Origin of the sequence: Myxococcus sp. AB056 (assembly GCF_006547365.1) — a bacterium.
Classification (GTDB): Bacteria; Myxococcota; Myxococcia; order Myxococcales; family Myxococcaceae; genus Myxococcus; species Myxococcus virescens.
Genome location: NZ_VHLB01000055.1, coordinates 41,204 through 60,148, shown reverse-complemented (window position 1 = coordinate 60,148; position 18,945 = coordinate 41,204). Strand labels below are relative to the sequence as shown.

Annotated in this window: 17 protein-coding genes; 10 read left to right on the top strand and 7 right to left on the bottom strand. The window is 70.2% G+C overall.

The window, feature by feature from the left end; genetic code table 11:
- The first annotated feature begins 299 nt into the window (after nt 1-299).
- A complete protein-coding gene (locus tag FMP39_RS23055) occupies nt 300-971 on the top strand; it encodes a hypothetical protein (RefSeq protein ID WP_228558260.1) in 672 nt (223 codons plus the stop codon).
- Between the two features lie 31 nt (nt 972-1,002).
- Here the strand turns inward: FMP39_RS23055 and FMP39_RS23050 are convergent, their stop codons facing one another.
- On the bottom strand, nt 1,003-3,333 hold the full coding sequence (locus tag FMP39_RS23050) for a serine/threonine-protein kinase (protein ID WP_141592415.1): 2,331 nt from the start codon (nt 3,331-3,333) through the stop codon (nt 1,003-1,005).
- A 349-nt stretch (nt 3,334-3,682) separates the two neighbouring features.
- On the opposite strand from FMP39_RS23050, the gene FMP39_RS23045 reads away from it, so the two are divergent.
- Both FMP39_RS23045 and FMP39_RS23040 read left to right on the top strand, forming a co-directional pair.
- Nucleotides 3,683-5,416 (top strand): S8 family serine peptidase, encoded by a 1,734-nt coding sequence (locus tag FMP39_RS23045; RefSeq protein ID WP_228558259.1) that lies wholly within the window; start codon nt 3,683-3,685, stop codon nt 5,414-5,416.
- A 110-nt stretch (nt 5,417-5,526) separates the two neighbouring features.
- Nucleotides 5,527-6,204, top strand: coding sequence for a hypothetical protein (locus FMP39_RS23040; RefSeq protein ID WP_228558258.1), 678 nt, complete (start codon nt 5,527-5,529; stop codon nt 6,202-6,204).
- 56 nt (nt 6,205-6,260) lie between these two features.
- On the opposite strand, the gene FMP39_RS23035 is transcribed toward FMP39_RS23040, so the two are convergent.
- The gene (locus FMP39_RS23035) at nt 6,261-6,719 is read right to left on the bottom strand and encodes a DUF2267 domain-containing protein (RefSeq protein ID WP_141592412.1); all 459 of its coding nucleotides are present in this window, start codon (nt 6,717-6,719) and stop codon (nt 6,261-6,263) included.
- A gap of 424 nt (nt 6,720-7,143) precedes the next feature.
- On the opposite strand from FMP39_RS23035, the gene FMP39_RS23030 reads away from it, so the two are divergent.
- The 6 genes from FMP39_RS23030 to FMP39_RS23005 all read left to right on the top strand — a co-directional run bounded on the left by FMP39_RS23030 (nt 7,144) and on the right by FMP39_RS23005 (nt 13,677).
- A complete protein-coding gene (locus FMP39_RS23030; protein WP_186817750.1) occupies nt 7,144-7,554 on the top strand; it encodes a hypothetical protein in 411 nt (136 codons plus the stop codon).
- A 173-nt stretch (nt 7,555-7,727) separates the two neighbouring features.
- On the top strand, nt 7,728-8,891 hold the full coding sequence (locus FMP39_RS23025) for a cytochrome-c peroxidase (RefSeq protein ID WP_141592410.1): 1,164 nt from the start codon (nt 7,728-7,730) through the stop codon (nt 8,889-8,891).
- Nucleotides 8,892-8,961: 70 nt separating this feature from the next.
- Entirely contained in the window at nt 8,962-9,492 is a 531-nt protein-coding gene (locus FMP39_RS23020; RefSeq protein WP_141592409.1) for an RNA polymerase sigma factor, read from the top strand.
- Nucleotides 9,489-10,280 carry a hypothetical protein gene (locus FMP39_RS23015; RefSeq protein WP_141592408.1) on the top strand — a complete coding sequence of 264 codons (792 nt, stop codon included), beginning with the start codon at nt 9,489-9,491 and terminating at the stop codon, nt 10,278-10,280. The genes FMP39_RS23020 and FMP39_RS23015 overlap by 4 nt, the downstream gene beginning before the upstream one ends.
- The gene (locus FMP39_RS23010) at nt 10,277-11,809 is read left to right on the top strand and encodes a caspase family protein (RefSeq protein WP_141592407.1); all 1,533 of its coding nucleotides are present in this window, start codon (nt 10,277-10,279) and stop codon (nt 11,807-11,809) included. The genes FMP39_RS23015 and FMP39_RS23010 overlap by 4 nt, the downstream gene beginning before the upstream one ends.
- A gap of 65 nt (nt 11,810-11,874) precedes the next feature.
- Entirely contained in the window at nt 11,875-13,677 is a 1,803-nt protein-coding gene (locus FMP39_RS23005) for an Ig-like domain-containing protein (RefSeq protein WP_228558257.1), read from the top strand.
- A gap of 57 nt (nt 13,678-13,734) precedes the next feature.
- Here the strand turns inward: FMP39_RS23005 and FMP39_RS23000 are convergent, their stop codons facing one another.
- The 4 genes from FMP39_RS23000 to FMP39_RS22985 form a co-directional block, all read right to left on the bottom strand.
- On the bottom strand, nt 13,735-15,141 hold the full coding sequence (locus tag FMP39_RS23000; RefSeq protein WP_141592406.1) for a M24 family metallopeptidase: 1,407 nt from the start codon (nt 15,139-15,141) through the stop codon (nt 13,735-13,737).
- Nucleotides 15,142-15,262: 121 nt separating this feature from the next.
- Nucleotides 15,263-15,637, bottom strand: coding sequence for a hypothetical protein (locus FMP39_RS22995; RefSeq protein ID WP_141592405.1), 375 nt, complete (start codon nt 15,635-15,637; stop codon nt 15,263-15,265).
- A 112-nt stretch (nt 15,638-15,749) separates the two neighbouring features.
- The gene (locus FMP39_RS22990) at nt 15,750-16,940 is read right to left on the bottom strand and encodes a kelch repeat-containing protein (protein WP_141592404.1); all 1,191 of its coding nucleotides are present in this window, start codon (nt 16,938-16,940) and stop codon (nt 15,750-15,752) included.
- Between the two features lie 178 nt (nt 16,941-17,118).
- Nucleotides 17,119-17,424 carry a DUF2171 domain-containing protein gene (locus FMP39_RS22985; RefSeq protein ID WP_141592403.1) on the bottom strand — a complete coding sequence of 102 codons (306 nt, stop codon included), beginning with the start codon at nt 17,422-17,424 and terminating at the stop codon, nt 17,119-17,121.
- 272 nt (nt 17,425-17,696) lie between these two features.
- On the opposite strand from FMP39_RS22985, the gene FMP39_RS22980 reads away from it, so the two are divergent.
- Nucleotides 17,697-17,894 (top strand): hypothetical protein, encoded by a 198-nt coding sequence (locus FMP39_RS22980; RefSeq protein ID WP_090493897.1) that lies wholly within the window; start codon nt 17,697-17,699, stop codon nt 17,892-17,894.
- A 6-nt stretch (nt 17,895-17,900) separates the two neighbouring features.
- Here the strand turns inward: FMP39_RS22980 and FMP39_RS22975 are convergent, their stop codons facing one another.
- Nucleotides 17,901-18,914, bottom strand: coding sequence for an ABC transporter ATP-binding protein (locus FMP39_RS22975; protein ID WP_141592402.1), 1,014 nt, complete (start codon nt 18,912-18,914; stop codon nt 17,901-17,903).
- Nucleotides 18,915-18,945: the final 31 nt, after the last annotated feature.

The following is an 18,945-nucleotide window of genomic DNA, read 5'->3' as shown; positions in this document are numbered from 1 at the left end:
CCCCCTGTACAGCCCCACCGACTTCCCCCCGCCGCTGCCGCCGCGTCCGCCACCACCTGTGGAGCCGGGAACCGCACCCCCGGCTCCGCCATGGCCTTGGCCATTGCGCGCCCGGCGAGGAGGCCCCGGTGGTGGCGGAGGCCTCCGACGCGTCGCGCAGGGGTGAAGATGCGAGCCACGCCCCCACCGCGCCACTGCGGGAATGCGACACCCCGGGTGTCCCCCGGTCGAACCCAGCGGAGCCATGAGGCGCACGTCCTCCCGTCCGGTCTATGCTCCGTGCGCCGAAAAGAGGGTGGATGAGCAACGGGTCGTTGTTTGCGACGGACCAGGTGACCACGCAGGCGCGGTACCAGTGGCACCTGTGGGTGGCGGATGTGCTGGACCTGGGGACGTCCGTCCTCGTGGGCTGGGGCGCGTTACGCGCGCTGGAGCAGGACCGCACCCCACTATCGATGCCCCTGGCCATGGCCCTGGCGTGGCTCACCGCGTCCGCCGTGGGCGGGTTGACGGGCCGGACCTTCTGGCGACAGGTGGCCGGAGTGAAGCTGGTGCACGCGGAGCACACGCCCGGGTTGCTCCGCGGCCTGGCCCGCGCCTTCACCACGCCGCTGGACCTGCTGCTGAACGGGGTGCTGTTGCGCCGTCCCCTGGACACGCTGCTCGGGCTCCACGCGGAGCCCGTCGTTCCCGGCGCGGGCCCTCGCCTCAAGGGCGTGGCGCTCCAACTGCCCTGGCTGGCGGTGCTGGCGGGCGCGGTGTGGCTGCTCGTCACCCCCACCAAGGCGGAGATGCTCCAGTACCTGGGCCGCACGCTGACGGGCTGGCACTGCTGCCACGGCACGCGCGAGGTGACGTGGCAGTGCCGCACGTCCCTGGACCGCGCGGTGCGCAACGCCCGGAGTGGGGACGCCGAGGTGAAGACGCTCGTCGCCGACTGCCCCGTCGCCGGCGCGCGGCTGGGGCCGTGAGCCTTCCGCGTCCGTCACGGCGCGGAGCGCCTCAGCGCGCCTTCACCCGCAGCTCGCCTTCCTTGCAGATGACGCCCAAGTAGCCGGAGCCCACGTCGAAGTTCGGGTTGTGGCGGAAACGGCTGGCCGTCTTCCGCTCCCCGGCCTTCACGACGCCCAGCCACGCCGCTTTGCGGATGTCCTTCACCACGTAGCAGTCCGTCCAGTCGATGGACTCGTGGTTCTGGACCTCCACACCCGGGTCCAGGAAGCCGCCCACCCCGCCCTGCTCGCTCGCGTGGCCGCGCAGCGTGCGCTTCGCGGGGGCCGCGGCCACGACGGCCTCCACCTCGCCCGTGTCGGGCTCGGCGGGCTGCGCCTGGGACTCCTCGGTCGCCGACGCGTCGGCGGGGGCGTCATCCCGTCCAGGCGCCGCCACGAAGAGGTCCTCCGAAGCCGCCAGGGCACGGTCATCCAGTTCGATGAACGCCCGCGTGGCTCGCATCACGACGCCGCGTCCCGGCCGCACCACCCGGGCCCGCCCCAGCACCTCGCGCTTGCCGTTCTTCAACGGCCCCAGCACGTCCATCTCCACACCCGGGAGGAAACCCCGCCCGATGATGCTCCGGTCGACATAGTAGCGCCCGTTCGCGCTCTGAATCGGGAGCACCTTCGCCGGCGTGGCATAGACGACGGCGGGCTCGGCGGGGACCGCCGGCTTCTTCGCGGACGTCTTCACCGACGCGGGGCGGGGCGTCCGAGCCCGCTCGGGCTCCGCCTTGTCCTCCTCGGTGCGCACCGAGGACGGCGCGGACGCCACCTCTGCGGCACCCGGCCCGCTCGCGGCCACCACTGCCGCACCGGCGTCAGCGCCCGTGCCCGCGTCGGACAAGGGTGCTGCTTCCGTGCTCGCCCCCTGCCGCGCGGCGGCGACGGGCGTCTCCACCCTCTCGTCCGAAGCCGGGGGCGACGCGACCTGTCCTGAAGCACCGGCTACGGACCCGGTGGCCACCGGCGCCACGCCCGACGACTGGACGACGAGCGCGGTGACGGCGGAGGTGGCAATCACCAGCAACACGGCGATGGCGGCATAGAGCCCCACCGGCCGCTTCCGGGCCGCCCGTTCCTCCAGCGCCGGCGCGGACACGACGGTGGGCGCGACGACGGACTGGGACGCGGCGGGCTCGCCACCCGGAGCCACCACGACGTCGGGAGGCGGCCGCACCGTGGTGCTCCCGGTGCCCAGGTCATCGCCGTCCGCATAGATGGCGCCGGGACGGGCCACGCCTCCCGAGCCGAACCCGGGCTGCGCCGCCGGGCCGCGCATCAGCGTGGGCTCGAAGCCCACGGCCGGCTGCGGCCCGGTGCCATAACCCGGCGCGGGCGTGCGGCGGTGGTTGGAGGACGAAGACACCTTGGAGATGAGCTTGCGCTGGGCGTCGAACGCCTCCGGGCACAGCGCGCGCACGAAGTGACCCACCTCCTCGGCGCCCATCGCGGTTCCCGAGCGCACCAACTCCGTGTTGAGCGCGCGCGCCAGCTCGTCCGAACGCATGTAGCGGTCGTCCGGGCGGGTCGCCAGCGCGCGGCGCACGACGGCGTCCAACGCGGCGTCCACGTCCGGCCGCAGCTCGCTCAGCGACGGCACCACCGGCTGCGACATGGCCGCCATCATCTCGCCCACCGTCCCGTGGGGGATGAGCGAGCGGCCAGCCAGCATCTCCCACACCACGACGCCACACGAATAGATGTCGCTGCGGTGGTCCAGGGGCTCGGCGCGCACCTGCTCGGGGGACATGTACCCCAGCTTCCCCATCACCGTGGACGGCAGCGTGTACTTGCTGCGCGCCGCGGACTTGGCGAGGCCGAAGTCGATGACCTTCACCTCGCCCTCGTAGGACACCATGACGTTGTGCGGGGACACGTCGCGGTGGACGATGCCCAGCGGCGAGCCGTCCGGCCCCGTCTTGCGGTGCGCGTAGCCCAGGCCCTCCGCGATGCGCTGGCCGAGGAACAACGCCACCGGCACCGGCACCGCCACGCCCTGCGAGCGCGCCTGCTCCAACAGGTAGGCCAGGTCCACGCCGGCCACGTACTCCAACGCCATGAAGTACGTGCCGTCCGCCTCACCCATGTCGTAGACCTGGGCAATGGACGAGTGCACCAGGTGCACCAGCACCTTGGCCTCGTGGTGGAACCGGTCCAGGAACTGACGGTCCTTCAGCAGCGCCGGCAGAATCGTCTTCACGATGCACGGCTTCTCGAAGCCGGCCGCGCCGCTGATTTTCGCCAGGTACACCTCCCCCATGCCCCCCTGGCCCAGGGGGTGGACGAGCTCATAGCGCCCGAGGAAGCGGGAGGACTCTGTAGGGACGGTACTCATGGCGTCTGGCGGCAGCGAAGCACCCGAAAGCGGACGGAATCAAGAAGCGGGCAACTTCCTTCCGTCTGACACCGCCAGGGCCTTGGACGGAAACTCGCCCTCCGACAGTGCGCCCGCCGCGTACCCGTCGGGCAGGGTGGGTGTTCAGGAGCGCGGCGAATGCCGGGTGCGTGCGTGAAGGCAACCCTGATGTGGGGTCCCCATCCGCCGCTCAACACATGCGGTGTGCACCGCCGCACCTCAGGCAGGGGGGCGCCCCCCAGTCCGTTGCCACGCTTTCACGAAATGCGCTCCCTGGGGAATGCGCGCCCGGTGTCTCCGCCGGGTGCCGTTCGAGAAGGAGCGGCTCATGAAGCGGTGGGGACTCATGGGGCTGTTGGCACTCGCGGCATGTGGGCCGGACGACTCCTCAGACAAGGGAGCCCAGAGTCAGGTCTGCCCGAACATCATCGCGGGCTCCCTGTCCGAACCCGTGGAGACACGGCACGTCCGGGCCCCCTTGACGGATGACGACGGCCGGCAGCGGGTCATCATCCGTTATCGAAATCAGGGGGTGATGGCCACCGCCCGCGTGCATCAAGTGGGTGGACAGGTGACAGCCACCTTCCGCTCCACGCCCGCGGTGGCGGCGCGCATGTCGCTCCAGGAGCAGCGCGCGCTCCTGGCCGAAGACCCGACAGTGGAGAGCATCGAGCAGGACCAGGAGTGGCGCGCCCTGGCCCCCGCCACCGCGCCGATTCATCCCGTCCTGGCCTCGGTGGCGCGGGGCGCCACGCCGCGCGAGTTCACTCCCGGGCTGCGCAAGGTCCAGGCGCACGAGGTGTGGGACGTGGATGGGGACGGACTGCCGGACCCGGACCGGCCCACAGGCGCGGGCGTGCGGCTGTGTGTCATCGACAGCGGCTTGGATTTGGAGCACCCGGAGCTGCGCGACGCGGTGGTCGCCGGCCGCGACCTGCTGGAGGACGATGACGACCCGTCCGACTTCAGCAGCGGCCACGGCTGGGGCACCGGCCACGGCACGCACGTGGCGGGCATCATCGCGGCGCGGCCAGGCAACGGCGGGCGCGGCTCGCCCCAGCTTTCGGACACCGGGGTGATGGGCGTGGCACCGGGCGTGGAGCTGATCATCACCCGGGTGCTGGACATCCACGGCCGCACGCACATGAGCTTCGTCCTGGCGGCGGTGGAGTACTGCGCGGAGCAGGGCGCCAAGGTCATCTCCCTGTCGCTGGGCGGCGGCGTACCCACCAAGACGACGTTCGAGGTCTTCGCGGCGGCCCACGCGCAGGGCATCCTGGTGGTGGCCGCGTCGGGGAACAGCAACGCCCAGCGGGTGGACTACCCCGCGTCGGACCCGCACGTGCTGGCGGTGGGCGCGGTGGACTCCCTGGACCAACGGGCCGCCTTCTCCTCCGGCGGAAGCCAGCTGGCGCTGGTGGCCCCGGGCGTGGACGTGCTGTCCACCTTCCCGCGCGGACAGGGCGCGTTCTCCACGGTGGACGTGCGGGACACCCGGCCGCTGTCGCGCTCACTGCTGTATGCCCCCATCGAGAACAAGTGGGGCAAGCTGGTGGATTGCGGAGGCGGCGCGACGCTGGACTCGTGCAAGGGCAGCACGTGCAGCGGCTTCGTCGCGTACGTGCGGCACGGCGAGGTGCCCACCGACATGGCCATGGTCAACGTGATGAAGCAGGGCGCGCGCGCCGTCATCTTCGGCAACTCGAGCTGGGAGGGCGGCGTGGACATCCTCGCCATGCCTCGGCGAGGGCAGTGGGTGCCCGCCGTCACCATCACCCAGGCGGGCGGCACCGTGCTGCACCGGATGCTGGGAGAGCTGGCCCGCATCAGCATGAGCCCGGCGGACTACGCCTATATGTCCGGCACGTCCATGGCCGCGCCCTACGTGAGCGGCGTGGCCGCGCTGCTCTTCAGCGCCCGTCCCTCCGCCACGCCGGACCAGGTCAAACACGCCCTGTTGTCCTCGGCGAAGGACCTGGGGCCTTCCGGCCATGACGAGGACTTTGGCCATGGGCTGGTGCAGGCCCGCGGCGCGCTGGAGGTCCTCACCCAGCTGCCCTGAGGGGTGGGAAGGACAGCCGCACCAGGTGCCCCACGGCCCGCGTGGGCCTGATTGCCAGGCCCTTCCGCGCGGACCACGTTGCCTTTCGGACGCGAACCAAGGAGTCCGTCATGAAGGCATTCGTACGTGGCGCGCTGTGCGCGGCGGCGCTCTGGGGCGGCGCCGCGCTGGCCCAGGCGGAGGACCGCCCCATCGCGGAGCCGCGCATCCGGTCCGCGGAGGCGGTGGAGTTCAACGACAGCGGGCGGAAGCGGGCCGACACCGGCATCTATGCCCAACTGGGCGGCGGCCTGGAGGGCTACACCGGTCAGCTCGCCCCGGAGGTCACGCCGGGCTTCTCCTATGGCGCCGCGCTGGGCTACCGGCCGCACGCCTTCTTCGCCGTCGAGCTGGGCTACAGCGGCGGCCTGAGCGACATCGACAGCCGCATGGGGCTGCTCGACGACGGCGAGGGCGGACCGGATATCGTCCGCAACGCCGGCCAGGCCGTCATCGTGGGCAGCTTCACCGACACCCGGCTCCAGCCCTACGTCCTGACGGGCATCGGCCTGGACCGCTACAACGTCCGCAACGACGCCCGGGGCGCCATCCGCGGCTTCTCCGATGACACCAGCGGCTACGTGCCCGCCGGCGCGGGCCTGCGCTACCAGATGGGCAACCTCATCACCGCCGACGCCCGGGTGAACTACAACTTCCTGTTCGACCAGGACTTCGCCCCAGGCGGCCGGGCTCCCGGCGCGCTGGACGGCCGCTACTCGGCGATGCTCTCGCTGGGCGGAACCTACTGACGGCGGCGGAAGCGTCCGGGGCCTTCTCCCCCGGGTGCCCCGCCCCTTGCACGGCCTCAGTAGGGCCGGTCGACGTGCATCCGCGCGGCGGCCCACGTCCCCTGGAGCCAGGCGGGGAGCTGCTGCTCCAGCTTCTTCGCCTCCCCTTCGGTGATTTGGGCGTGGAGCGCGGAGAACACGCCGTGGAGCACCAGCCGCACGTTCTCCGGTTCCGCGTTCAGGTGGTTCGCTACCATCAAGTAGAAGTCGTCGCGGTCCAGCTTCGCGGGCGCCTCGCCGCGGTGCCTGTGACACCCGTGCAACAGCTCGCGCACGTCCGGCGAGAGCTGCTCGCGCAGGTGCGCCACCCACGAACCGGACAGGCGCTCCGACAACGCACAGAACACCGCCTCGGCGGCCTTGTCCGCCTCGTAGTCCGGAATCTGGGAGGATATTGCGTCCAGAAACGATTTGCGGTCCGTCCCCACGCCCAGTCCCGTCCACGAAGGCGTGCGCTCCTGCTTTTGTATCGACATGGTGTCGTCTCCTCTCCCTGCCCTTCACCGTGGGGGTGCGCAGGAGCGCTGACAGCAGACCGCGCGGCGGAGGCTGGGCCGCCCGTCACGTGGGAAGAACCTCCGCGCGCCAAGACCAGACATGCCCGGATTCGGGACTTGCGTGTCCGTCTTTGGGACCGAGGTGACAGCCAAACGCGTCAAGCGTTTGTGTTTGATTCGACCGATGATTCCATCTGATGGAGCGTCACGCGGCGTGCTCCGCCGGAAACACCTGGCGTTCAAAACCACCCGGAAGTCCTGGGGAATTGTTCAAATCCCGGCCCCGGGAAGAATGCGAGGGGTGGCTGGAATGAATTCCCATCGCAATTGTCTTGAGCGCGCATCGTAGACCGCTTGCACGGCGACCTTGCCGCCATCTCAACCATCAAGAATTGAGGATTTCATGTATCGCATTGCCGTAGCCGCCCTGGTCCTTGCCGCTTCCGGTTGCGCCACCACGGGCGGTGGCGGTGGCCGTGAGGGCAACGCCACCATCGCCGGCGTCATCCGCCTGCCGGAGAGCGGGCTGCGTGCCGATGACGCTTGCGGGCAGCTCCAGGTCATCGTGGCCTCGCCGGACGCGCCCACCAACGGGCTGGGCCGGACGATGGTGAAGCCGAGCCGCGGCAACCGCTGCTCCTTCACGGTGTCGGGCGTGCCCAGCAACACCGACCTCCAGGTCGGGCTCGCGGCGGGCGGCGGCCTGAAGTGCGAGACGGGCGCCACGCCGACCATCACCCCGGAGCCTTCCACGGTGAAGGTGGGCGACTACGGCACCGCCACGCGCGACTTCGCCCTGAGCTGCGGCGCCTGAAGTTCTGAAGCACGCCTGTGACGCCGCCCGTCCCGCCCTCCCCAGGGGGCAGGCGTAGCGGCGTCACGCCATCAGCACGAACTCGTCCGGCGGGCAAGGGGCCCTTGTGGATTGATTCGCGTCGAAGGGGACGCGAAGCTTCCCGGGTCCTTCGCAGAAAGACGAGTTGGGTGATGAATCTGTACCGCTTGCGCGCCGTGACGCTCGCCCTGGCCCTGGGCGGGTCGGGCATGGCGTGTGAATCCGAAGAGCCGTTCCCCAACCTCGACGAGCTGGACCAGCTCCGCAGCCTCCACAGCCTGGGGCGGCAGCCGCCGAAGGACAGCACCAACCGGATGGACGGGGTCGCGCGCGCCGAGGCGCTGGGCGACGTGCTGTTCCACGACGGCGGCCTGTCACGCTGCGGCACGGTGTCCTGCGCGAGCTGCCATGGCGGCGAGGGCCTGACGGTGCCCACCGCCAAGGCGAAGGGCTGTGACGGGCACCTGTCCGAGCGCAACCCGCCCACCCTGCTGAACGTGGCCTATAGCCGCTGGTTCATGTGGGACGGACGGGCGGACCGGCTCTGGAGCCAGGCCATCCTGCCGCTGCTCAACCCGGTGGAGATGAACGCGGACGCGCAGGTGGTGCGCGCCCGGCTCACCGCGGTGGAGTCGTACACCACGGAGTACCAGGCCCTCTTCGGCAAGACGCCCGCGGACGAGACGGACTCGGCGCTGCTGGCCAACGTGGGCAAGGTGATGGCGGCCTACCAGCGGACGCTCGTGCGCATCGACGCGCCCTTCGACACGGACGTGCGGCGCTTCATCACGGCGGCCGAGGCCGGCCAGGCGGAGGCGGACCCGGCGTACCTGGGACTGAAGACGTTCCTGCGCAAGGGCCAGTGCATCGTCTGCCACAAGGGGCCGGCGCTCACCGACGACCTGTTCCACAACATCGGCGTGCAGGACAGCAGCCCGGGCGCGAGCGGGCAGTGGAGCGCGCTGACGCCGCTGCTGGACTGGGAGTTCAACGCCGCCAGTCGCTACAGCGACGCGCCCACCGGCACCATCGCGGCGCGGCTCCAGACGCTGCGCACCCAGGCGGACCCGGCGACGCTGGAAGGCGCGTTCCGCACGCCTTCGCTGCGCAACGTGGCCCTGACAGCGCCGTACATGCACACCGGCGCCCAGGCCACGCTGGAAGAGGTCATCGACTTCTACAACGAGGGCGGCGATGCGGCCGGCAGCTTCGTGGGTCAGAAGACGGTGACCATCGTTCCGCTGGAGCTGACGAACGAGGAGAAGCGCGCACTGGTGACGCTGCTCCAGTCCATGACGGGGGCGACGCCCCCCTGATGCAGGCGGGGTGGCTCCTGGGGCCCCGGCACCTTTTCGCACGGGGAATGTCCCAGTTGTCCCGGCCCCCGTGTCCAAGGTGGCGAAGATGCCGCCAGGGTTGAGCGCTCAGGAACTCCAGGACCTGTACGACCGGTATGCCCCTGGCATGTACCGGAGGGCCTTCGCCTTGCTTCAACGCGAGGCAGACGCCTGGGACGCGGTGCAGGAGTCCTGCATCCGCGTCCTCCAATCCGCCGCTGACTTCCGGCGGGAGGCCCGGCCGATGACGTTCATCTACCGGGTGACGACCAACGTCAGCCTCAACATGCTCCGCGCCCGGGCCCTGCGGGACGTCGCTCCGGAGGGTGCCGGCCACGAGGGCGCCGTCGATGCGCTCGCCGCCACCGAGTGCCGGGACTTCCTGATGAAGCTGGCGCGCGAGCTGGACGAGCGCGCCCTCACGGTGGCGACGCTGCACTACCTGGACGGGATGTCCCAGGAGGAGATTGCCCAGGTCCTGGGGCTCTCGAGGAAGACCATTGTCCGCGACGTCCAGCGCATCAGCGCTCTGGCCCGCGCGCTGGGGGAGCCCGAGGGGATTCGAAGAGGTGCCGGATGAGTGAACACCTGTCGGACCTCGTCTTGGACGAGGTGGTCGCTGGCGGGATGAGACCGCCACACCTGGAGTCCTGTGCCGCCTGCCGTGAGCGGCTGGCGCTGCTGGAATCGCACGCAGAGAAGGTCCGTGCCGGGCCCCACTTCGCCCGCGTCCGGGCTCGCGTCCTGTCGGAGCGGGCGGCCCCACCACGGAAGCCCCGCGTCCCCTGGCTCACCCGGTGGCTGCTCGTCCCCGCCCTGGCCACGTTGGCCACCGTGGTTGTGGTCCGCGGAGCACGGGCGGTGGACCCGGGGACCGCTACCGAGGACCCCTCCCCTGAGGCCCCCTTCGTCCGTCCGGGGACGCTGGAGCCGCTCCTGGGCATGCGGATCAAGGGGCCACCCCAGGTGGAGCTGCTCCGGCTGAAAGACGGCGAAATCAATCCCCTGCTCCAGGAAGGAGACGAGGTGGCCCTCCGGCTGAGGAGCGGGGGGCACCGCTACGCGCTGGTCGTCGCCATGGACAGCGGGAAACAGGTGGAGGCACTGTGGCCCCCCGAAGGACGTCAGAGCGGCGAGCTGGCCGCCGCGCAGCCCGCCCCACTGTTCCAGGTCACCCAAGGAGACTTCGTGGTGCACGCGCTGTACTCGGAGACGCCGCTGCGGCTCGACACCGTCCGGGATTGGTTGGGCACGCTGAAGCCGGAGTGCCGCACCGCGCCGATGTCGGCCGCGTGTCTGTCGCTCGCCGGCGTCCCACCGGGCGTGGCGCACGCGGCCGTGGCGCTCCAGGTCGAGGCCCGTCCATGACGCTCGCCCTGCTCCTGGCGGCGATGGTGGCCGCGCAGCCGGCGGCAGCGGTCGCGGACGGCAGCCCGCGCCGGTTCGCCCTGGCGGTGGGCAACAACCGGGGCTCCAGCGCGGACGCGGTGCTGCGTTACGCGGAGCGTGACGCGCGCACCCTGATGGACGTGCTGTACGAAGTGGGCGGCGTGCGGCGCGAGGATGCCGTGCTCGTCCTGGGCAATGACGCGGACACGGTGCGACAGGCGGTGTCCCGCTTCGAGCGCCACCTCCAGGCGCAGGCGCGGAAGGGAGACCAGCTCTTCGTCTACGTCTCCAGCCATGCGGACGCGGGCGAGCTGCACCTGTCCGGCACGAACCTGCCCCTGCATGAGCTGGTGCGGTTCATCGAGCGCGCGCCGGTGAGCGTCGCGCTGCTGGTGGTGGACTCGTGCCAGTCAGGCGAGGCGGTGCGGCTCAAGGGGCTGAAGCCCATTCCCGGCGTCCTGGTGAGCGTGGAGCGGCCGGAGCTGGCGGGACGGGTCATCATCACCGCCTCCGCCGCGGATGAAGCCGCGCAGGAGTCGGACGCGCTCGGGGGCTCCGTCTTCACGCACCACCTGGTCGCCGCGCTGCGCGGGGCGGCGGACGTGTCCGGGGATGGCCGCGTCACGCTCGCGGAGGCCTACACCTATTCCTACGCGCGAACGGTGGAGTCCTCGCTGATGTCCCGCGCGGGCGCGCAGCATCCCAGCTTCCACTTCGACCTCCAGGGGAAGGGGGACCTCGTCCTCTCCTCTCCCGCGCAGGCCTCGTCGCTGCTGACGCTCGCCATCGACGAGCCCGGGGACTGGACCGTGTTCACGCTGGCGGGAGAACCCTTCCTGGGCAACCTGCGCAAGGGCGCGGGCACGGCCACGCTCGCCCTTCCCGCGGGTGGATACATCGTCACCACTCGTGGCGAGCACACCGCGATGACGGCGCGCGTGCAGGTGCCCGACGCCGGGCGCGCGCAGCTCACGCGGGCCCAGCTCCGCCCCCAGCGGCTGGAGGTCAACTCGCTCAAGGGCGAGCAGGCGTCAACGTTGCGGATACACGTGGGGCCCAGCGTCGGCAGGCCGCTCGTGCCGTCCTTCGGAGCGATGATGGGTGGCACCGCCGCGCTCCAGTACACGTGGGCGGCGGCCTGGGCGAACGTCATGACCGCAGGCGTGGACGTGCGGCATGGACGGCATCCTTCCGGGAACCTCCGGCAGAACGACCACACGCTGCGGCTGGGCGTGGGCCATGACGCACGCGTCTGGCGGAGCCTGAGGCTCCACGGCGCGGTGGAGGTGGGCGCCACCCTGTCCCAGCAATGGCAGCCCAGCAATGGAGAGAAGGCGCTCGCCCTGCAACCCATGGTGGGCGCGGTGGGCGGCGCATGGCTGCCCGTGCACGGCCCCTTCGGAGTGTCGCTGCTCGTGAACGCGGGACATACCTGGGTCCGTGAGGAGGCGGGCACCGCGTCCGCGCTGTCGCTCGGGGGCAGTCTGGGAATCAGCTTCGCGCGCTGAGTCCCAACTTCGCGGGTTCGCGTGTCCAAGGCACGACACGCGAAACGCCATCCGAGAGGCTCCTCATGACTCCCCGCCGCACCCGTGCCCGCTGGGCGCTCCCGTTGCTCTATGTGGCACTGGGAACCACCGCTTGTGACAGCCTGAAATCAGAGCCTGTCCCGCCGCCTCCTCCCGGCAAAGAGGAACCCCCTCCCGAGCTGCGCGTCACCGTGCGGACCGAAGGTCCCGAGTACTGCCGGGAAGGACAGTGGACGCTCTTCGTCTCCGTGGAAGGTGGCACGCCGGAGCGCGTGGAGCTCCTCACGAACGCGCAGGAGCCCATGACGCTGGAGGCGCCGTACCAACACGTCATCGACTGCGCCACGCATGCCGAGGGCCGCTTCTCGTTCGTAGCCCGAGCCGTGGGCGAGGACCGGAACTTCGAGGCGGAGAGCGCCTCCGTAGAGGTGGACCGCACGCCTCCCACCATCGTCTCCCGGCGCCCGAGCCTCAGCCACCCGGCGATGACGTCGCCGCTGGCGTTCGTCTTCTCCGAGCCGCTGCTGCCGGGCTCACTCCAGTCCGCGCCCACCCAACTGCGCGACCTGGACGGGTTCTCCGTCGCCCATCGAGCGGTCCTCAGTGAGGACGGAACGGTCCTCGAGTTGATGCCGACATCGCCGATCCGCCCTCCCACCACGCTCCATGCGGTGTTGCTCCAGCGAACGCTGACCGACCGGGCCGGCAACCTGCTCGACCCGCGCCTGACGGCCTTTTCCCTCACCCACAACGCCACCTACTGGCCTTTCGCCCGCGCCACGGAGCCCCTGGACCCGACGAACTCCTCCGTCCTCCCCATGTCGCTCGTGCTGGGAAGCGGCGTTAGCGGAACAATGCCCGTCGTCGGCTTCACCGACAGCGCATCGGAGACGGAGGAACCGGCCGTCGCGCAGTGGGATGGTCATGCATGGCAGCAGCTCCCTCCACTCCGGGCGGAGGATGCACGCTCCCGGCGCGCCCTGAACCTCCAGATTGCCGCAACGAGGGAGACCCTCGTCGCCACCTGGCGCGAAGAGGTTGAAGAAACCGGGTTCGACCAGATTCACGTGGTGAGCTACGACGGAACAGCCTGGCGACGCATGGGGGCGCCCTACGACACACAATCCGAGAACACCCAGGTCAAGCTGGCATTGAACGGGAGGGGACGTCCCGTCATCGCGTTGGAACAGATGCCTGAGCTGAACGAAACCGAAGTGCGCGTCATCGAGTGGAACGGCACGGAATGGATCGCCCTGGGAGAGCCGCTCAGTGCCAACCCTGCGCCTCGCACCCCTTCGTGGCGGGCAGCCATCGCCGCCGACAGCGTGGTCTTCGTGAGCTGGCTGGAGACCTCCGCTGATACCGGCTCCCTCCACCTTCACGTCAGCATGTTCGAGAACGGAAGATGGTTTCCCGTGGGCTCGTCCATCCCCATCCCGGCGGACACATCCGTGGATCGAGTGGAGCTTGCGTTTCAGCCCAACAACCGCGCCGCCCTCGCATGGAGCGAGATCACCCCCACGACCAATGTCAGCACCATCCGATTCTCATCCGCGGTGCTGCGCTCCTGGTCATCCAACTGGTCCACGCCCGAATCAATCGAAGTCCTGAACCAGACCAGCACGCATGCATCGCTCAGGCTCGTCGTGGACCGCGACAACGAGCCTTGGTTGGCCTGGACCGAGTATCCGTTTTCCCAGGACAACAAGACTTATTACCGCAGGCGCCGCGCCGGAGCTTGGGAGCCCAAGCAACTCATTTCCGGGGAGACGTTGTCGACGTTCCTCCTCGACGGAAACGCGTTCCCCTGGGTCTTGTCGGGCTTCACCGTCGTGCGGCCCCAGTAGGGTTTTCCGCGAGCGACCTCGGAGTGAGGCCGCTCACCCTGCATCCCTGCGCCGTGGTCAGCGCACCAGGTGGAAGTCCGTCTGGCGCTTCCAGCCCCAGTGCACGCGGCCCTCGGCGTCGATGGTGATGTCCTCTTCCTGCGCCGAGCGCACCCGCTGGCCGTTCCACTCCGGCACCGCGGACGTGGCCTGCAGCTCGATGGAGTACCACTGGTTCGCAATCACCTTGTGGTCTCCATTGCCGGGCACGCCCTCCTGGCGGTCCCACAGGCCCACCATGGGGCCGGCGCCGTGACCGTGGAGACCAATGGGATGCGAGTACACGGTGCCGTCGATGCCCTCGGCGCGCATCCGCTCGCGGGAGGCGCGGAGGATTTCGTTGCCCGTGCGGCCGGGACGCAGCTCCTCGAAGACGATGTCCTGCAGCCGGTTGGACGTCTTCAGCGCGGCCTTCAGCCCCGCGGGGACGTCCTTCTCGCCCTCGCGCAGCACGTAGCCCATGTGCTGGGTGTCCGTGTTGAGGCCCAGCGCGGTGACGCCGTAGTCGCAGTGCAGCACGTCTCCGCGCTGGATGATGGGGTCGTCGCCCAGCTCCTGCTCGGTGACGCCTTGCCGCTGGATGTCCACCGAGGGCTGGAACCACGTCTCCAGGCCCAGGTCCGCCAGGCGCTGGCGCATCCACCACTCCACGTCACGGGTGGTGGTGACGCCCGGGGTGATGACCTGGTTGGAGAAGGCCGTCTCGATGATGTTCCACGCGAGCTTCGTCTGCTCTTCGTAGAAGCGGGCCTCATCCGCGCTGCGCCAGGCGAGGAGGTCCACCGCCAGCCCATCCACGGAGGTGAAGCGCTTCACCCAGTCCGGGCCGAGCGCCTCCGCCATGCCCTCGTATTCGCCATGGGTGAGGCCGTCCGCGAAGGCGAAGGTGCGCGACACGTTGAGGGCGATGCGCTTCGGCTGGCGCTCCTCCACCACCTGCTTGAGCACCTGCCACTGCTCGGGGCCCCACAGCTCCGCCTGCCGACTCACACCGCCGCCGTCCACCTGGTGCTGCGCGCGGCGGGGCGTGTAGATGCCACCCTGCGAGCCACCTCCCAGCGCGAGCCGCTCCACGCCTTGCTCCGGGCCTCGGTCGAAGAAGACGTAGATGGTCCGGCGGCGCGCGGCGAACGTCGTTGGCGAGACGAGCGCCTTGAAGACAGGGTCCTCGTTGTACTCGCGCATGGGGATGACCCACATGTCCACGCCGTACTGGCGCATGAGCTGGGGCAGGGCCTTCTCCATGCGCTCGGCCAGCCATGCCTGCTGGCGCTTCGCCTGCTCGCGCAGGGTGCCAAAGGGACGCTCGGGTGCCGGGGACTTCGCCTCGGCGGTGGTGGCGTCCGGTGCCTGTGCCTTCGGAGAGACGGTGGCGCAGGAAGTGGAGAGCAGCAACGGGGCAAGCAACAGGGTCCGAGTGCGCATGGCCGCGCAGTCTGTCACGCACCAGCGCGCGGCGCGCGCGGAGTCCGCACGCCGTCAGCGGTTCACGCCCCGAGAGGCCCGCGACTCCGGAACGCAGGGAGCAGCCGTGAAATCGCCGGAGTCAGGGCACGCCCGCACAGGCCGCGCCATCCACGCCGCACACAGCGAGCAGGCGGGCTTCGTCGATGGATTGCTGGCAGCCGCTCGCGGTGACCGCGTCGAGTTCATCGATGCGCGCGCGCATGCACTGCACGCAGCCCGCCTTCGCGCCACTTTCGGTTCGCGACAGGTCCGGCTCCACCGCCGCGTAGGCCGCGACGCGGTCCGCCTCGCACTGCTCGCGTGACACCGTCAGGGTTCCGCACTGTTCCTCATACGCGCACGCGGATGCCGCCACGCGCTCCGACCAGCCAGCGTAGGAGAGTTGCAGTGCCTCCGAGCCACCACACGCCACGAGCCACACGCACACCACCAGCGACGCCTTCCACGGGTTCATGCCCCCATCTCACCCGGCGCTAGCGCTGGAGTCACCCTCAACGCCGGCCTGCCCGTTCGCCCCCAGCACCCTCGAGCCTCGCCGTGCTCACCCACACACAGCGAGACGCGCGTCACTCGACCTGCCCGGCCACGGAGAGCTCCATCACGGCCTCGGCGCCCCCCAGCTCTCGCGCAGCACACGGCGCCATGACACAGACATCCGGGACATAGCGCTCGCTCTCGGACAGCATGCCCGCCGCCTCGTTGCCACCGCCCATCACCAGCACCGCGCCATCTCCCAGCGCCAGGGCGCCCAGCTTCTCGCGCGGCTCGTCCAGCGCGGGCGCGGAAGACCACGTCTCCGTCTTCAAATCGAAGCGCTCCACCGACGCGAGCGCCCCCGTCGTGTAGTGCTCGCCGCCCATCATCAGCACCGCGCCATCCGGCAGCACCACCGTCGCATGATGCTCACGAGGCACCTTGGGCGCGCCCACCAGCGTCCACACACCCGTCTCCAGCGAGTACACCTCCGCCGTGGCCGCCGCGCGTGCCGTGGTTCCACCCACCACCAACACGCGCCCATCCGGCAGCAACGTCACCGAGTGCGCCAGCCGGTGCGTGCCCGCCGCCCCACCGGTGAGTCCCGCCTTCTCCCAGAGTCCCGTCACCGGGTCATACAGCTCCGCCTGCAGGCCACTCACGAACAGGGCCTTGCCGTTGGCCAGCACCACCGCCGTCTGGGCCCCACCCCGTGAGAAGCCCGGAGGCGACGCGGCGCTCCACATCCCCGTCTCAGGGTCGAACAACTCCGCCGAACGCAGCGGCCGCTGGTCCACATCCGTCCCACCCGCCACCAGCACGCGCCCATCCGCCAGCAGCACCGCGGCCGGGTCATTGCGCGCCACGCCCATGGGGCGCACCTCCGTCCACGTCCCGGTGTCCGGCGCATACACCTCCGCGTCCGCAAGCGCGCCCATCGCCATGCCGTTGGAGCCGCCCATCACCAGCACCCGGCCGTCCGTCAGTCGCACCGCGGCGTGGTTGCGCCGGCGCGTGTGCATCGCCCCCGTCTCACGCCACCGGCCCGTCTCCGGCTCGAACACCTCGCAGCTACCCAGCGTCCGGCTCCCGTCATGCCCACCCGAGGCCAGCACACGTCCGCTCTCCATCACCACGAAGGGCAGGAGCTTGCGGGGTGTGGACAAGAACAGGCCCTGCTCCGCAGCCCCGTTCCCCCCGTCCTCCGCGCGCGGACCCGCGCTGCAAGCGAACGAGACAGCGAAGAGGATGACCGTGACACATGATGCCGAAAACCGTTGCATGACCCCACCTGGAATGCCCGTCGAAGCAGTCATGTCTAGACTGACCGTCTGACATTCCAGGGCGGTCCAACCTGAGTGATTCCCGACGCTTACCCGGCACTCGGGGCCTGTCCGGCCACCTGTCCAGAGCGGGCCGGAGCGAACGTGCAACGCCTTGCGTCACTCGTTTTCTCGCGGCTCAAGACTCCACGTCGACATTCACGGGCTCGCGCTCCAGTCCCTCGGAATGGCGAGGCGGGAGCGCGCCGCCGTCGTCATCCACCTCCAGCGCGAGGAGCGGATGGTCCGCGTTGACCAGGTAGACGTCGTGGCCACGGATGAAGTCCACGTCGGAGAACTCCACCAGGTAGTCGCGCCGGGGAATGGGCACCAGCCCCTGCTCCAGTTCGAAGTGCGTGTCCCCGATGCCCGTCACGCGCCCGATGACACGGCCTGTCGCCGTCCGCACGGTCATGCCTTCGTGTACGTCGTCTGTCCGAATCATTCCGGCCTCCTCGCGCTCGGGTGCCCGGCCCGTCCGGGACTCCCAGACAACAGTGCGAGCGGGCACGACGGGACGCACCTGCAACGGCGCACACGGTGGAGCGCTCGCGACGACGGCCCGCCGCTCCACCACCGCGCGAACGCAGGGGCCGCCGAGCCGCATGTCCTCCAGGAGAACGCGAGGCGCCAGGCCGCCAGCCCTGGCGTACGCCAGGCAGGCATCAAGGCCACATGGGCAGGTGCGTGCCTAACGTTCCAGACAGGAGGTGCACCATGTTGCTGGAACTGTCCGCAGTGGAGGCGCGCGACGTGAAGCAAGCGCTGGACACAGCGCTGCGCGCGCTCTTGGAAGAGATGGCCCATGCGGACCCGCGCGCCCATCGCGACCTGCTGCGCGAGCGATATGAGCGGCTGGACCAACTCAACCGCCGGCTCGACATGAGCCTGGAGGGAGAACAGGTCTACGCCTGAGGCCCGCTACAGGGCCCGGCCCGACTTCGCGTCGAAGCGCCGCAGCTTCGCCGCGTCATACCGCAGCCACACCGGAGCGCCCGTGGGCACACGGAAGTCCCCGGCGGCGCGCGCCACCATGCGCTCCCCGGCCACGTCCACCGTCACCCAGCTCTCCGCGCCCATGGACTCCACCAGGTACACGTGGCCCTCCAGCGCCTCCGGTGGCGGCGTGCCCTGCCCCACCTCCAGGTGCTCCGGACGAAGCCCCAACACCACGTCCGCGTCCGGCAGCCCCAGCGTCCGGGGCCTCACCAGGTTGATGCGTGGCGCGCCGAAGAAGCCCGCCACGAACAGGTTCGCCGGCGCGTCGTACAGCTCGCGCGGCGGGGCCACCTGCTGCACCTCTCCCTGGTTCATCACCACCACGCGGTCCGACAGCGTCATCGCCTCCGCCTGGTCGTGGGTGACGTAGACGAAGGTGGCCTTGAGCTGCTCGTGCAGCTTCTTGATTTCCCCCCGCATCTGCGTGCGCAACGCCGCGTCCAGGTTGGACAGCGGCTCATCGAAGAGAAACACCTTGGGACGGCGGACCAGGGCGCGCCCCAATGCCACGCGCTGCCGCTGGCCGCCCGACAGCTCCTTCGGCTTGCGCGACAGCAGTCCCTCCAGCCCCAGCAGCGATGCCACCTCGCGCACACGCGCGTCGATGTCCGCCTTCGCCACCCCCGCCACCTTCAGCGGGAAGGCGAGGTTCCGCGCCACGTCCAGGTGCGGGTAGAGCGCGTAGCTCTGGAACACCATGGCGATGTCCCGCTCCCGCGGTGACATGTCATTCACCACCGCGCCGTCGATGCGCAGCGTGCCGCCCGACATCTCCTCCAGCCCGGCGATGAGGTTCAGCGTCGTGGACTTGCCGCAGCCCGACGGGCCCACCAGCGAGATGAACTCGCCGTCCGCGATGTCCAGGCTCACGCCCTTCACCGCGGTCACGCCGCCCCGGTACACCTTGCGCACGTCCTCCAGGGACACCGTCGCCAAACGCCTTGCCTCCCGGGCGCCCAGCCTCTGG

What these genes read in the sequence shown, in the direction of transcription:
- FMP39_RS23055 (WP_228558260.1), top strand. Translation starts at nt 300, where the DNA reads ATGAGCAACGGGTCGTTGTTTGCGACGGACCAGGTGACCACGCAGGCG.
- FMP39_RS23050 (WP_141592415.1), bottom strand. Translation starts at nt 3,333, where the DNA reads ATGAGTACCGTCCCTACAGAGTCCTCCCGCTTCCTCGGGCGCTATGAG.
- FMP39_RS23045 (WP_228558259.1), top strand. Translation starts at nt 3,683, where the DNA reads ATGAAGCGGTGGGGACTCATGGGGCTGTTGGCACTCGCGGCATGTGGG.
- FMP39_RS23040 (WP_228558258.1), top strand. Translation starts at nt 5,527, where the DNA reads ATGAAGGCATTCGTACGTGGCGCGCTGTGCGCGGCGGCGCTCTGGGGC.
- FMP39_RS23035 (WP_141592412.1), bottom strand. Translation starts at nt 6,719, where the DNA reads ATGTCGATACAAAAGCAGGAGCGCACGCCTTCGTGGACGGGACTGGGC.
- FMP39_RS23030 (WP_186817750.1), top strand. Translation starts at nt 7,144, where the DNA reads ATGTATCGCATTGCCGTAGCCGCCCTGGTCCTTGCCGCTTCCGGTTGC.
- FMP39_RS23025 (WP_141592410.1), top strand. Translation starts at nt 7,728, where the DNA reads ATGAATCTGTACCGCTTGCGCGCCGTGACGCTCGCCCTGGCCCTGGGC.
- FMP39_RS23015 (WP_141592408.1), top strand. Translation starts at nt 9,489, where the DNA reads ATGAGTGAACACCTGTCGGACCTCGTCTTGGACGAGGTGGTCGCTGGC.
- FMP39_RS23010 (WP_141592407.1), top strand. Translation starts at nt 10,277, where the DNA reads ATGACGCTCGCCCTGCTCCTGGCGGCGATGGTGGCCGCGCAGCCGGCG.
- FMP39_RS23005 (WP_228558257.1), top strand. Translation starts at nt 11,875, where the DNA reads ATGACTCCCCGCCGCACCCGTGCCCGCTGGGCGCTCCCGTTGCTCTAT.
- FMP39_RS23000 (WP_141592406.1), bottom strand. Translation starts at nt 15,141, where the DNA reads ATGCGCACTCGGACCCTGTTGCTTGCCCCGTTGCTGCTCTCCACTTCC.
- FMP39_RS22995 (WP_141592405.1), bottom strand. Translation starts at nt 15,637, where the DNA reads ATGAACCCGTGGAAGGCGTCGCTGGTGGTGTGCGTGTGGCTCGTGGCG.
- FMP39_RS22990 (WP_141592404.1), bottom strand. Translation starts at nt 16,940, where the DNA reads ATGCAACGGTTTTCGGCATCATGTGTCACGGTCATCCTCTTCGCTGTC.
- FMP39_RS22985 (WP_141592403.1), bottom strand. Translation starts at nt 17,424, where the DNA reads ATGATTCGGACAGACGACGTACACGAAGGCATGACCGTGCGGACGGCG.
- FMP39_RS22980 (WP_090493897.1), top strand. Translation starts at nt 17,697, where the DNA reads ATGTTGCTGGAACTGTCCGCAGTGGAGGCGCGCGACGTGAAGCAAGCG.